Genomic DNA, 13,947 nt, shown 5'->3' with positions numbered 1-13,947 from the left:
CTCCCCCTTCTCGATGTGCTCGCACCGAATTGCCGCCCAGTGTAGCGACGTCGACGCCGGCCCCTCGGGCCGCCGCCGCGGCACGAGCGGGTCACCGCGAGCGGCGGATCGCTGTGGCGGCGCATCCGACGCCGCCACAGACGATCGCCGCTGTCACCACGATCGCCGCACTCCACCCGCTCGTCTCGACCACTCCCGCGTACAGCGGCGGCCCGAGCAGCGTGCCCAGGCTGCCCGCCTGCGTCACCGCCCCGACCCACCACGCGGGACGACCGCCCGCCACCGCGAACATCGCCGACACGGCCAGGCCGTTGAGCCCCAGCACCACCGCCGCGCACGACACCACCACCGTCACCGGCATGCCGAGGAAGACCCCGGCGGTCAGGGGAGCCATGAGCAGTGCTGCGGCGACCAGCCGCCCGGGCCGTACTCCCGCCCGCAGCGACGCGCCCACCACCAGGCTGCCGGCCGCGCTGGACGCCGACACCAGGCCTGTCAGCAGGCTCACGTGCGGACCGGCCAGGCCCGCCTCCTCCGTCAGGTACGCGGGCAGGACGGTCACCAGGCTGACACCCACCAGGGCGATCATCGCGAACCCGGCCGCCAGGGCGGCCACCGCCCACCCCGCACCACCCGGCCCGGCGGGTCGGTCGCCGCCTTGCCCGTGCCGACGGGGGCGGACGTCGGAAGGCATCGTGGCGGCCCACCCGGCGACCACCAATGTGAGCCCGCCCACGACGATCACCTCGGCGCGCCAGCCGGCCGTCCCCACGAGCGCCGCCACCGTACTGGCCAGCGTCAGCCCGGCCGGAACGCACAATCCCCACAACGCCAGAGCGGCCTGCCGCGCCCCGCCTTCCAGCAGCCGGGTCAGCAGTCCCGGCCCCGCGACCACCACCACGGCGTACCCGACGGCCTGGACCACCCGCAACGCGAACAGCCCGGCCGGGTCCACCGCGAACACCGTCCCCAGCCCCGCCGCTCCCAGCACCACCAGGGCGGCGGCGAACAGCCCGCGTAACCGGCGGCGAGCCATCCAGATCCCCAGCGGCAGGCAGGTGAGCCCGGCCACGAGCGTGATGGCCGACGACAGCCAGCCCACGGAGCCGAGCGACAGGGAGAACTCCGCGCTCACCGAAGCGAGGAACGGGATGAACTCCCCCAAGGCCGCACTGGCCGCAACACCCGCCGCCAGCACGGTGACGGCGACACGAGAGCTCATCCGGGCACGCACCTCCCACAGAACGGGGAGACGCGACCGGAGAACCGGCCCGACCCTCAAGCCCCTGGCGGGCGACGTCTCAACGAGGACCTTGCGCCGCGATCCTACGCCCCGGACTCCCGGCTCACCAGCGATCTACCGCGGCCGCGCCTGCCGGACCTCCAACACCACCGCCGACCGGGTTTCACAGGTAGCGCAGCCAGAGGTAGGGGACGCACAGGGTGATCGTGACCAGGGTGACGATGAGGCCGTAGCGGGTGAACTGCCAGAAGCTGATGGGGGTGCCGTTGCGGGCGGCGATGCCGAGGATGACGACGTTGGCGGCGGCGCCGACGGCGGTGGCGTTGCCGCCGAGGTCGGCGCCGAAGGCGAGGGCCCACCAGAGCACTTGGGCCTGCTCGTTGCCGCCGTTGGCCTGGACGAGGTCGGCGACGATGGGGCTCATGGTGGCGACGTAGGGGATGTTGTCGACGATGGCTGACAGTCCGCCGGAGGCCCACAGGAGCAGCATGGTGGTGAGGCCGAGTTGTCCTTGGGTGGCTGCGGCCGCCGCCTGGGAGATGGCTGGGATGACGCCGGTTTCGACGAGGGCTCCGACCATGACGAACAGGCCGGCGAAGAAGACGAGGGTGGGCCATTCGACTTCGCGGATGGCTTGTTCGGTGGTGACGCGGGTGGCGGCCACGAGCACGCCTGCACCCAGCACGGCGACCACCGACGGTTCGTAGTGCAGCACCGGGTGCAGCACGAACGCGGCCATGACCACGGCGAGCACGGCCAGGGACTGCCACAGCAGGCGGCGGTCGGCGATGGCCTCCCGCTCGTTGAGTGCCATGACTTCGGCGGCTCGTTCGGGATCGTAGGTGAAGGATTTGCGGAACAGCAGTCGGCACAGCCCGACGTAGACGATCATCAGGATGATGATCATGGGTGCCATGTGGATGAGGAAGTCGTTGAAGCTGAGTCCGGCTCGGCTGGCGATGATGATGTTGGGTGGGTCGCCGACCAGGGTGGAGGCGCCGCCGATGTTGGAGGCCATGGCTTCGGCGATGAGGAAGGGGGCGGCGGGTAGGGCGAGTCGTTCGCAGACCAGGAAGGTGACGGGGGCGATGAGCAGGACGGTGGTGACGTTGTCGAGCAGGGCGGAGGCGAGGGCGGTGATGACGACGAGGAGGACCATGAGCCGGTAGGGGCGTCCTCTGGCACGTTTGGCGGCCCAGATGGCGAGGTATTCGAAGACGCCGGTCTGCTTGAGCACGCCGACGATGATCATCATGCCGAGGAGCAGGAAGATGACGTTCCAGTCGATGCCGGTTTCCTTGGAGAAGAACGCGGCTTCGGCGTTGGTGGCGTGGATGAGCAGCATGATCCCGGCTCCGCCGAGCGCCGCCGCGACGCGGTGCACCTTCTCGCTGGCGATCAGCGTGTAGGCGCACAGGAAGACGGCCACCGACAGCCACGCGGTCACCGTCACGTGGCCACCACCGGTGCGTCGGCGACGTCGCGTGCACGCATGGAAGCACCTCACCCGGGATCGGCAACAAGACCGCCGACCAGACTTCCCGGCACACCTGTCGCCAACGTATCAACAGTCGTCAAAGTCCCGGTCCCCGCACTGGGCGTCCGGGATTACATTGTGTGACAATTCCGGTTTGCAGGGTAACGGCCAAGTGTGGTGGCCCGGCCTCTCCGCCGACGTGGCGCAGGCGGTGGCCATGGTGCGCCAGGGCCGCTCCCTCGCGGTGGACGAGGCCGTACGGCTGAAGGTGGTGGACGCCGGCGCGCCGTCGCTGGAGGCGGCGCTGCGGGTGGCCGACGGGCGGCGGGTCCTCGTGGCGGGGGAGCGGACGGTCACCGTGCGCACCGCGGATGCCCGCGTGGACCGTGCGGAGCTGAGCTTCTTCGAGCAGGTACGGCAGGCCCTGGCCAACCCGAACCTCGCCTACCTCCTGCTCACCGTGGGCATCCTGGGCCTGCTGTACGAGCTGGCCGCCCCGGGCGTCGGGCTGGCCGGCGGGATCGGCGTGCTCCTGCTCGGGGTGGCGCTGGTGCTCGCCGGGCGCGTCGCCCTGCGCTCGCGCCGCGGCAGGGCCGTCTCCGGTACGGACGCGTACCGGAACAGGATCGTCACCGTGCACAAGAGCGAGGACGGCCGGGAGCAGGCGTTCATGGACGGCACCTGGTGGTCGGTACGCAGCACCGGCCCGCCCCCGCACCACGGTGACCAGGTGCGCGTCGTGAACCTGGAGGCAGCGCCATGATCACCGCTGTACGGGGGTTATGCGGCGCCCGATGGGACGGCGGAGCCGGGGTCGGTCCCGGCGAAGGCCAGGCCGATGACGAAACCCGCGACCTCCTCCAGCTGGCGGGCCCGATCCAGGGACCCCAGCACGGCCGGGACGGCGCCGACATCGCGTACCAGGTCGCCGACGACGCGCAACGCGCCCGGATCGTCGCCGCACATCGTCACCGTGACGGGCGGTTCGCCATCGGTACGCAACCTGGTCCACTGCCCGGAGGGGAACAGGTGGAAGGCCTTGACGACGTGCGCGCCCGGAGCCAGCCGGGCGATCCGCTGGGCCATCGCCTCGCCGGGCTCGGTGAGCAGCACGCCCCGGCCGTGCTCGACGGCGTTCGTCGGGTCGATCAACGCGGTCCCCGCCAGGGTGCCCTCGGCCGCGCCCGCGCTCCGCAGCACGTCCTCGGCCCCCTGCCAGGCCACCGCGAGCAGCACGGCGTCCCGGCCGGCGACCGCCTCGCGCGGCGTGACCGCGTACGCCCGGCCGCCCAGCCGCTCGGCCAGCTCCCGCGCCCTGGCGGGGGACCGCCCGGCGACGGCCACCTCGTGCCCGGCACGCGCCCAGCCCTCGCCCAGCGCCCCCGCCAGCACCCCCGTGCCCAGAATCCCGATACGCATCCGCGTCCCCTCTCACTACCGGTGATCGTCTGCTGGCTACGGTAGAAAAGGCGTTACCCACCAATCGGTACGTATCGGACAGGCGATGATGGCCGCGAGGGGAGTGATCGGGACATGGATCGCGACGAGTTCGTGGCCGACTGCCGCATACGCGCGGCCACCGACCTGTTCGCCCACACCTGGGACCCGGTCGTCCTGGCCGCCCTCGCCACCGGCCCGCGCCGGCGACGCGAACTGCGCACCGCGATCGGCGGGATCAGCGACAAGGTGCTCACGCAGGCGCTGCACCGCCTGCTCGCCAGCGGCCTGATCGGCCGCCACGCCCACGCCGAGGCCCCGCCGCGGGTCGAGTACGCCCTGACCGGCCTGGGACAGAGCCTGGTCGACGGACCGCTGAAGGCGCTCGGCCACTGGGCCGGCGAGTACGGCGACGAGCTCCTCGCCGCCCAGGAGAGGGCTGCGCGAAACGTCGCCGACGCGGGCCTCTGACCCGACGCGGCGCGCTGGCCAGCGGGCCGCTGCCCGTCATCGCCACCTCGCTCCCCGGACGGAACCCCGGTCAGGAAGGAGCGTCATTAGCGCCGCACTCGGCTCCGGCGTCATGGGCGGGCCCATGTGCCCGGCCACGACACCGATGCGGATCGACGGCCTCGGCGGCTCGGGCAACTGCGGCAACCTCACCTCCGCCGGCCGGCCGTGCGCTCCGTCGGCGCGATCCGGACCGCCCGGCGCCTGATGGCGGGCGTCATGCATCCGGCGGACGACCGCCGCCGATCAGCCGAGGGCCGCCAGCGCTCCCCGATGGAACACCAGCGGCCCCACGTCCTCGCGGGCCTCCAGCGACGACACCCGGCCGATGACCGCGTGGTGGTCGCCCACCCGGTACGTGCTGTCCAGCTCGCACTCCAGCCAGGCCAGCACGCCGTCCAGCACGGGGGAGCCGAGCGGGCCCGGCGACCAGGTCAGGCCGGCGAACCGGTCGGCCCGCGAGCCGGCGAAGGCCGCCCCCAGGTCGCCCTGGTGGGCGGCCAGCACGTTCACGCAGAAGCGTCCGGTGGCGTGGATCAGCGGCCAGGTCGCGGAGGCGCACCCGGCGAAGAAGGAGACCAGGGGCGGCTCCAGCGACGCCGAGGCGAACGAGCCGACCGTCATCCCGACCGGACGGCCCGTGTCCGTTACGGAGGTGACGACGGCGACGCTGGTCGGCACGTGGCGGAGCGCGCGGCGCAACAGCGCGGGGTCGATGCTCATACGCCTCACGATGCGTCCGCCCCGGGGCGCCCGGCTTGGCCGCCCAGCACCAAAATCATCGACGACCTTGGCCGCGCGGGTCAGTCGGGCGTGTGGACGTACATCGCCTCCAGCGGTGCCGATCGCCGCCGCGGGGAGCGGCGCGGCGGCAGCCAGTGGGCGATCTCCAGCGCGAGCTGCACCTCAAGCCGGTCCTCCGCCACCGGATGCCCGAGCAGTTCCTCGGCCCGCTTCACCCGGTACGTCACGGTGTTGCGGGCGACGTGCAGGTCCGTGGCCGCCGCCTGCAGGCTGCGCCCGGCCGCCAGGTACGCGCGCAAGGTCTGGCGCAGCTCCGCGACCCGCTCGTCGTCGGCCGCCAGCGGCCCCAGCGTCTCGCGTACGAACCAGGTCGCCTGCTCGGGGTCGGCCGTGCACAACGCCACCACCCGCACGTCGGCGTAGTCGCACCAGACGGCCCCGCGCGATATCCCGATGCTCTCGGCCGCCCTGGCACCCAGGTGGCTGCGCCGGAACCCCTCGATCCCCGCCGCCGGCGGGCCGGCCGCCACCCGCACTCCCGGGGGCACCGCCACCTTCGGCGGCCCCCCGGCCCGCGCCTCCGCGAGGGGGCCGCCGACCCACAACCACAACGACGACTCCGACGCCGGCACGGCCAGCGAGCCCGAGGTCCCGGCTAGCTCGGCGGCGAGGCGCTGCAACACCTGCGGCGCCGTGCGGGCGTCGGCCGCCGACAGGATGAGCGCCGTGTGCGGCGAGCGCACGTCGTAGCCCAGCACCCGGCTCGCCGCCTCCGCCTCGACCGGCCGGCCCGCGAGGAGGTCCTCCACCACCCGCCTGCGCTGCGCCGCGGTGCTGCCCACCCAGCGGTCCCGCTCGGCGATGTACTCCTCGGCCAGCGTGCTGGCGTGCACGTCGGCGTACCCGAACAGCAGCTCGCTCACCCGGCGCACCTCGTCGGGATCGTCCCCGATCACCTCCATCAGCGCCCGGTGCAGGGCGGCGTGACCGAGCCGGATGCCGCGCAGCACCCGATCCAGCGGGATCGCCCTGCGGGCGAACTCCCTGCCGCCCTCCAGCGCCTCCTTCGGCACCACGGCCGAGGCCACCGGGATGCCGTGCCGGAACCCCGCAAGCGCCGCCAGCACCGACGACTCGACCGAGCGCCGCAGCGTGTCGAATGGGGCCGGACCGCCCCCGTGCTCGGGCACCTGCCGGATGATCTCCTCGGTCATGCCCGGCGCCAGCTGCGCGGCCCAGGCCACGGGGCCGGGCCCGAGCGCCTCGGTGGCCGCCGCGATCGTCACCGCCGAACAGCCCGGCCGCGGCGGCTCGCCGTCGGGGCACAGCCGTACCAGCCATTCATCGCTCATGAGCCGATCCCACCCGTCCTGAAGGAAAGATGCACAGTGCCCCAGCACAAGCCGGAAGACCAGTTTTGGCCCCACGACGCAAGCCCGCCACCGTTGCGCCGTCGTGAAATCTAGGCCATGACGCGACCCTGGGACTTCCCCCTCCAGTACGACCCCACCATGGACGGCGAGCTCGTGACCCGGGCCAGGCAACTGCGCCCGCTGCTCGCCGAGAACGCGGCACGGACCGAGACCGACCGCCGCCTGCCGGACGACAGCCTCGCCGCGCTCACCGAGGCCGGCCTGCTCAAGCTCACCGTGCCCAAGCGGTACGGGGGGCACGAGGCCGGCTTCACCACGTTCCTGGGCGTCACCGCCGAGCTCGCCCGCGCCTGCGGCTCCACCTCCTGGGTCGTCACCCTGCTCAACGTCTGCAACTGGGCCGCGGCGACCTACCCCGACCAGGCCAGGGACGAGGTGTTCGGCGCCGGGCCCGACGCCAGGACCTGCGGCGTCGTCGCCCCGACCGGGATCGCCCGGCCGGTCGAGGGCGGGTACACGGTCACCGGCTCATGGGGCTTCGCCTCCGGCTGCCTGCATGCCGGGTGGGCGCTCATGGGCGTCGCGGTCACCGACGACGCCGGGCGGACCGTCGATCACGGCAGCGTGCTCATGCCCATGGCCGAGCTCGACATCAAGGACACCTGGCACGTGGCCGGGATGCGCGGCACCGGCAGCAACACGGTGATCGCGACGGACGTGTTCGTGCCCGCGCACCGCTATCAGCGCATCGCGCTCGGGCCGCAGGCGGCCGATCCGCACCCCGGCGAGCCCCTCTACCGCTCGGCCACCGTACCCGTCCTCGCCCTGGTGCTGGCCGGGCCGCAGCTCGGACTGGCCAGGGCGGCGCTCGACCACACCCTGGAGAGCGTCGGCAAGCGCGGCATCTCCTACACCTTCTACGAGAGCTCCTCCCAGGCGCCCTCGGTCCAGTTCGCCGTGGCCGAGGCCGCGCAGCTCATCGACACCACCGCCCTGCACGTGTTCCGCGCCGCCCGCGACATCGACACGGCCGCCGCCGACGGCCGGTCACTGGACCTCACGGAGCGGATGCGGGTCCGCATGGACACCGGTTACGCCGTGAGCTGCGCCCGGCGGGCGATCGACCTGCTCATCGACGTCAACGGCGCCTCCAGCTTCGCCGAGAAGAACCCGCTGCAGCGGATCTGGCGCGACGCCAACACGGCGGGACGACACGCCGTGGCCAGCCCGGAGATCAGCAGGGAGGCCTACGGCCGGGCCCTGCTCGGCGTCGACCAGATGACTCCCATGATTTGACCATCGAGGCCCGGGCAGGTGCGGGGCATGGACGGACAGGACGCAGAATCCCCGGACCTGCCGGTCGCGGTGGGCCGGGTCCATGGGGAGAGCGATACGGTGGCCGAGCGTGCCGGGGTGGAGATCAGGGAAACAGACCGCCCGATCCCGGCGGAGCCGATCGAGCCGCCGCCCGATCCGGAGCAGAAGGTCGAGGAGGAGCGGCGCGAAGCAGCCGAGGACACCGACGGAAGGGAAGCCGGCCCCGACACCGAACCCACCGACTGAGCGGCACCAGGCAAAGGGGAACACGTAAGGGGGAGCACGCACCCCTTTCCACTCTCAACCTATAGCGCACCGGGGGGCTTGCGGCAAGACCCCGGTCATGCCGCAGAATCGTCGGCCGAGGCCAGAACCTGCGGAAATGGGGGACGCAGCAGTGCGTGTGCCGATGTCGACGCATGGGTCGCGCGGGGACGTCCCTGTCAACCGCGCAGGTTCGTCACACCGGTCCGGTCACCTTGCCGCGCGTGAGGTGACCAGCGACCACAGATCAGGAGCTGACGACGTGAACCCGCTGACCACCAGCGCGTTTGACCTTCCCGACAACCTTTCGGCCAAGGCCGACCCGAAGCTGGTCGCCGGTGACGAGAAGCACTTCGCGGCCATCGCGGAGAGCCTCGAACAGTCGATCGCCGAGCTGTCCGACCGCCTCGACGCCGCGCGCAAGGCGCCCGGCGGCCTGGGCCGGCAGGCCCTGGACCGGGACCTGGAGATCCACCGGCTGACCGCTCGGCTGCGCGCGCTGCGTCGCTTCGGCCTGGACCTGTGCCTCGGACACATGGTGGGCGCGGACGACCCCGAGCCCGTGTACATCGGCCGGCTCGGCCTCACCGACAGGTCCGGTCGCCGGCTGCTGCTGGACTGGCGGTCCCCGGCGGCCGAGCCGTTCTTCGGAGCCACCCACGCCAACCCGATGGGCCTGGCGAGCCGCCGCCGGTACCGCTGGACCCGCGGCCGGATCAGCGACTACTGGGACGAGGTGTTCACCTCGGACGGGTTCGACGGGCACGCCGCGCTCGACGACCAGTCCGCCTTCATCGCCAGCCTGGGCGGCAACCGGTCGGGCCGGATGCGCGACGTGCTCGGCACCATCCAGGCCGACCAGGACGCCATCATCCGCGCGGGCTCCCGTGGCGCTCTCGTCGTCGACGGCGGCCCGGGTACGGGCAAGACCGTCGTCGCCCTGCACCGCTCCGCGTACCTCCTCTACTCCGATCCCCGCCTCGGTCACCGCCGGGGCGGGGTGCTGTTCGTCGGCCCGCACCAGCCCTACCTGGCCTACGTCTCCGACGTGCTGCCCAGCCTCGGGGAGGAGGGCGTGCAGACCTGCACCCTGCGGGACCTCGTCACCGAGGGGGCCGCGGCGGCGATCGAGACCGATCCGGACGTGGCCCGCCTGAAGGCGTCCGCGCACATGGTGAAGGCGATCGAGCCGGCCGTCAGGTTCTACGAGAACCTGCCCGCCAAGGGGATGACGGTGACGACCCACTGGTCCGACATCTGGCTGGGCCCCGAGGACTGGGCCGAGGCGTTCGAGGCGGCGGAGCCCGGCACCCCGCACAACGAGGCGCGCGACCAGATCTGGGAGGGGCTGCTCACGATCCTGGCGGACAAGCACGACGAGGACGTCTCGCCCGCCCTGCTCCGCAAGTCGCTGCTGCGGAACCGGGAACTCCTCACGGCCTTCAACCGCGCGTGGCCGCTGATCGAAGCGGCCGACCTCGTCGGGGACCTGTGGTCGGTGCCCGCCTACCTGCGGATGTGCGCTCCCTGGCTCAGCCCCGACGAAGTCCGGCGGCTGCAGCGAGAGAACGCCCAGGCCTGGACGGTGTCCGACCTGCCGCTCCTGGACGCGGCCCGGCAGCGGCTCGGCGACCCGGAGGCGGCACGGCGCAAGCGCCGGCATGACGCGTCCGTCGCCGCCGAACGCGAGCGCGTGGCGCAGGTCGTCGACAACCTGCTGGCGGCCGACGACGACGGCGAGGGGGTGGTGACGATGCTCCACGGACAGGACATCAGGGACGCCCTGGTCGACGAGTCCGCGCTGCCCGCCGCCGACCCGGACCGGCTCGCCGGGCCGTTCGCGCACATCGTCGTGGACGAGGCGCAGGAACTGACCGACGCGGAGTGGCAGATGCTGCTGCTCCGCTGCCCGTCCAGGAGCTTCACCATCGTGGGGGACCGGGCCCAGGCCAGGCACGGGTTCACGGAGTCGTGGCGGGAACGGCTCGAGCGCGTCGGGCTCGACCGGATCAACCTGGCGTCCCTGAGCATCAACTACCGGACGCCGGAGGAGGTCATGGCGGAGGCCGAGCCGGTCATCCGGGCCGTGCTCCCGGACGCCAACGTGCCGGCCTCCATCCGCCGCAGCGACGTGCCCGTCGTACACGGAGCCGCTTCGGACCTGGGCTCGATCCTCGACAAGTGGCTCGCCGCGAACGCCGAGGGGATCGCCTGCGTCATCGGGGATCCCACGTTCAGGGGGACGTCCCGGGTCCGGTCGCTGACGCCGGAGCTGTCGAAGGGGCTCGAGTTCGACCTGGTCGTGCTCGTCGACCCGGCGGAGTTCGGCGAGGGCATCGAAGGAGCGGTCGACCGCTATGTCGCGATGACCCGGGCGACCCAGCGACTCGTCATCCTCACGAGCTCCTGACGACGGCCGCGCCTGACCGGATGATCGCCACGTGGGGGACGGGGCCTGCGGAATTACAGTACCGCGTATGAAAATGCACACCGATCAGCTGACAGTGCCTCCTGAGACCGTGCGCGCGCTGGTGGACGAGCAGTTTCCCGAGTGGCGAAGCCTGCCCGTCCGGAGCATCGTCTCGGAGGGGACGGTCAACGCCATCTTCCGCATCGGTGAGGAGGTCGCCGCTCGGTTCCCGCTCCTGGGAGGGGACGTCGAGTCGACGCGGCGCCAGCTGGTGGCCGAGGCGGAGGCGGCGCGTGAGCTGGTGGATCGTACGCGGTTCCGTACGCCCGAGCCGGTCGCGTTCGGTGAACCAGGGGCGGGCTACCCGCTTCCGTGGTCGGTGCAGACGTGGTTGCCCGGCGTCGTGGCCACGGACGAGGACCCCGGCGAATCGGTCGCGTTCGCGCGCGACCTGGCCGACCTCATCACGGACCTGCGCGCCATCGACACGCGTGGCCGCACGTTCGGCGGCACCGGGCGAGGCGGTGACCTGCGGGCCCATGACGGATGGATGGAAACCTGCTTCGAGCGCAGCGAGGGGCTGCTGGACGTGCCCCGGCTCCGCCGGATGTGGGCGACCATGCGCGACCTGCCGCGCGCGGCGGCCGGAGACGTGATGACCCATGGTGATCTCATCCCCGGCAACGTGCTCGTGTCCGCCGGCCGGCTGGCCGGGGTTCTCGACGTCGGCGGGTTCGGGCCGGCCGATCCCGCTCTTGACCTCGTGAGCGCGTGGCATCTGCTCGAAGCGGAGCCCCGGCAGGTGCTCCGCGAGGTCCTGGGGAGCGACGACCTGGAATGGGAGCGTGGCAGGGCGTGGGCTTTCGCGCAGTCGATGGGTCTGGTCTGGTATTACGTCGAAAGCAATCCGGTGATGAGCCGGCTGGGGGAACGTACCCTGGAACGCCTCCTGGCGGACGAATCGCGCTCGTGATCGATTCAGGGCCGATGGTCGATTCCGTGTGCGGTCCGGGCTCAAGGGGCCGATGGCCGGCCGGCGGAAGCCGTCCGGTGCTGCCGTTCCGCCGGTGGCGGCGTGCCGGTCGCGGGGACGGGGAGCATCACCTCCACGGTGGTGCCCGCTCCGGGCTCGCCGTTGACGAGGCAGATCCCGCCCAGCTCCGCGGTGCGCTCGCGCATGGAGGTCAGGCCCACGCCCGGGCGGCGCTCCGGCGGCAGACCCACGCCGTCGTCGGCGATCAGCAGGCGCAGCGCCCCGGGCTCGCGGCGTAGCTCGACCCGGACGCGAGTGGCGCGCGCGTGCCGCCGGACGTTGGTCAGCGCCTCCTGCGCGATCCGGTACACGGCCACTTCGACGGCGGCGGGCAGGTCGGCCAGGTCGCCCTCGACCCGCACCTCCGTGGCGGTGCCTTCGGGCCCGGCCAGCTCCTCCAAGGCGGTGGCCAGGCCCAGGTCGTCCAAGGCGGGCGGGCGCAGGCCGTACACGAGCTGCCGGATGTCGCCCGTGACCGCGTCCATGCCGGAACGCAGCTCGTTCAGCAGCTCGTCGGCCGCCTCCGGGGAGGTCTTCAGGCTGAGCCGGGCCATGTTGACGGTCATGGCCATGCTGCTGAGCGTCTGGCCCAGGCCGTCGTGCAGGTCGCGGCGCAGCCGCCGCCGTTCCTCCTCCCGGGCGGTCAGGATGCGCTCGCGGGAGCGCTGCAGGTCGGCCGCCATCCGCAGGGCGTGTGCCACGTCGGCCGCGTACGGGACCAGCGTGGCCAGCACCCGCTCGTCGTGTGCGGCGGGGAAGCGGCGCGGGGCGGGCGGGCCGACCAGCAGCCGCCCCACCAGCTCGCCGTGCCAGACCAGCGGCACCTCGCGCGGGGAGTTACCGACCTGCCCGCTGACCGTGTTCGCCACGCTGCCCTGGTGTCCCGGCTCCCCGCCGGTCACCTCCACCGCGACCCCCTGCACCGCCAGGCCCTCGCGCAGCACGCCGATCACCGACGCCAGCGCCTGCGCCGGATCCCCCCGGCGCACCTCCTGGACCAGCCGCTCGGCGAGCACGCGCGGGTCGCCGACCGGGCCGTAGAGCAGGTGGTCCATGGCACGCTGCAACATCCGGCGCAACGGCTGGAAGAACGCGCCCGTGAACAGGGCGGCGGCGAGCCCGGCGACCTGGTCGTACCCGGACACCAGCAGGCTCGACAGCGTGGCCACGCCGAAGTAGATCCCGCCGACCACGGTCAGCAGCCCCGCGGCGACGAAGGTCCGGCTGATGATGGTGTCGATGCCGTACAGCCGGTAACGCATCACCGAGAACACCATCGCGACGGGGATGAGCATCGCCCAGACGACCGACAGCCAGTACAGCTCCGGCACGGCGATGCCCACGAGCATGAACACGATGTACCCGGCGAACGCCAGCAGCGGCCAGCCGATCTGCCGCCTGCCCACCGGGTCCGCCCGGCGGAGGCGCAGCAGCAGGGACAGCGCCGCCAGCGGCAGCGTCACCAGGACCGCCGTCCAGGTCAGCACCCCTATGGTCGAGTAGTACGGCGCCAGGGCGGCGATCTGCAGCGGGTTGTGGATGACGGCGGGCAACAGGTAGCCCTCGAGCGGCGGATCCGGCCGTACGAACTGGCGCGCGCTCTCGGCCCCGATGGACACCACACCCAGCAGCACCACCGCCCGCCAGCGCTTCGAGGGCAACCTGCCGTCGGGGGAGTAGAGCGGCAGCAGCATCTCCAGCAGGAGCGCGGACACCGCCCAGCCGATCTGCGCCGGGAACCTCAGGTACCCGGCGAGCTCAAGATCCCCGCGTGCCGCGGACGCCAGCATCGTCGTCGTGCAGACGTCGTAGACGGCACCGCCGAGCCCGCCCGCGATCATCATCCACGCCAGCTTGAGCCGCGGCCGATGCGCGATGAGGAACGCCCCGACCGCGGGAAAGGTCACCCCCGCCGCCGTCAGCGGCGTGATCGTCCCGGGCAGCCGCCACTCCTCCGGAAGCCCCGCGAAGATCAGCCTGGCCGCGATCACGAGCACCGGAGACACCACGGCCAGGACGACGGCGACCGTCCGGGCTGCCCACGCCATCCCGCCCCCGCTTTCCGGCTCCCGTTCCCGCCTGACCCTAGCGTGCCCGCGGAACGGTACAAAGGCCGCGATTTGCCCGCCATTGTAAGCG

General features: G+C 72.5%; 12 protein-coding genes. 6 read left to right on the top strand and 6 right to left on the bottom strand.

Going from position 1 to position 13,947, the window contains the following annotated elements:
- Positions 1-91 precede the first annotated feature (91 nt).
- Both ACTWPW_RS36140 and ACTWPW_RS36135 read right to left on the bottom strand, forming a co-directional pair.
- On the bottom strand, positions 92-1,222 hold the full coding sequence (locus tag ACTWPW_RS36140; protein WP_443171287.1) for an MFS transporter: 1,131 nt from the start codon (positions 1,220-1,222) through the stop codon (positions 92-94).
- A 184-nt stretch (positions 1,223-1,406) separates the two neighbouring features.
- Positions 1,407-2,690: an ArsB/NhaD family transporter gene (locus ACTWPW_RS36135; RefSeq protein WP_443171303.1), complete on the bottom strand. Its 1,284-nt coding sequence runs from the start codon at positions 2,688-2,690 to the stop codon at positions 1,407-1,409.
- Between the two features lie 184 nt (positions 2,691-2,874).
- Here ACTWPW_RS36135 and ACTWPW_RS36130 point away from each other — a divergent pair, with 184 nt between their 5' ends.
- Positions 2,875-3,483, top strand: a complete 609-nt coding sequence (locus ACTWPW_RS36130; RefSeq protein WP_443171286.1) for a hypothetical protein — start codon at positions 2,875-2,877, stop codon at positions 3,481-3,483.
- Positions 3,484-3,500: 17 nt separating this feature from the next.
- Here ACTWPW_RS36130 and ACTWPW_RS36125 read toward each other — a convergent pair whose 3' ends face one another.
- Entirely contained in the window at positions 3,501-4,139 is a 639-nt protein-coding gene (locus ACTWPW_RS36125; RefSeq protein ID WP_443171285.1) for an NADPH-dependent F420 reductase, read from the bottom strand.
- Between the two features lie 114 nt (positions 4,140-4,253).
- On the opposite strand from ACTWPW_RS36125, the gene ACTWPW_RS36120 reads away from it, so the two are divergent.
- Positions 4,254-4,628 (top strand): winged helix-turn-helix transcriptional regulator, encoded by a 375-nt coding sequence (locus ACTWPW_RS36120; protein WP_375112954.1) that lies wholly within the window; start codon positions 4,254-4,256, stop codon positions 4,626-4,628.
- 285 nt (positions 4,629-4,913) lie between these two features.
- Here the strand turns inward: ACTWPW_RS36120 and ACTWPW_RS36115 are convergent, their stop codons facing one another.
- Together ACTWPW_RS36115 and ACTWPW_RS36110 are read right to left on the bottom strand one after the other, a co-directional pair.
- Complete coding sequence (locus ACTWPW_RS36115; protein WP_443171284.1) at positions 4,914-5,390, bottom strand: flavin reductase family protein; 477 nt, start codon at positions 5,388-5,390, stop codon at positions 4,914-4,916.
- 80 nt (positions 5,391-5,470) lie between these two features.
- Positions 5,471-6,763 (bottom strand): PucR family transcriptional regulator, encoded by a 1,293-nt coding sequence (locus tag ACTWPW_RS36110; RefSeq protein WP_443171283.1) that lies wholly within the window; start codon positions 6,761-6,763, stop codon positions 5,471-5,473.
- 117 nt (positions 6,764-6,880) lie between these two features.
- Here ACTWPW_RS36110 and ACTWPW_RS36105 point away from each other — a divergent pair, with 117 nt between their 5' ends.
- From ACTWPW_RS36105 to ACTWPW_RS36090, 4 genes are all read left to right on the top strand, one after another.
- The gene (locus ACTWPW_RS36105) at positions 6,881-8,080 is read left to right on the top strand and encodes an acyl-CoA dehydrogenase family protein (RefSeq protein ID WP_375112957.1); all 1,200 of its coding nucleotides are present in this window, start codon (positions 6,881-6,883) and stop codon (positions 8,078-8,080) included.
- A 27-nt stretch (positions 8,081-8,107) separates the two neighbouring features.
- On the top strand, positions 8,108-8,347 hold the full coding sequence (locus ACTWPW_RS36100; RefSeq protein WP_375112958.1) for a hypothetical protein: 240 nt from the start codon (positions 8,108-8,110) through the stop codon (positions 8,345-8,347).
- Positions 8,348-8,627: 280 nt separating this feature from the next.
- Positions 8,628-10,775, top strand: coding sequence for an RNA polymerase recycling motor ATPase HelR (gene helR, locus ACTWPW_RS36095; RefSeq protein ID WP_443171282.1), 2,148 nt, complete (start codon positions 8,628-8,630; stop codon positions 10,773-10,775).
- Positions 10,776-10,842: 67 nt separating this feature from the next.
- Positions 10,843-11,748 (top strand): aminoglycoside phosphotransferase family protein, encoded by a 906-nt coding sequence (locus ACTWPW_RS36090; RefSeq protein WP_375112960.1) that lies wholly within the window; start codon positions 10,843-10,845, stop codon positions 11,746-11,748.
- A 41-nt stretch (positions 11,749-11,789) separates the two neighbouring features.
- On the opposite strand, the gene ACTWPW_RS36085 is transcribed toward ACTWPW_RS36090, so the two are convergent.
- Positions 11,790-13,856, bottom strand: a complete 2,067-nt coding sequence (locus ACTWPW_RS36085) for a sensor histidine kinase (RefSeq protein WP_443171281.1) — start codon at positions 13,854-13,856, stop codon at positions 11,790-11,792.
- Between the last annotated feature and the right edge of the window lie 91 nt (positions 13,857-13,947).

It is taken from the genome of Nonomuraea sp. KM90 (assembly GCF_052246675.1).
GTDB lineage: Bacteria > Actinomycetota > Actinomycetes > Streptosporangiales > Streptosporangiaceae > Nonomuraea.
This window is presented reverse-complemented; position numbering and strand designations above follow the sequence as displayed.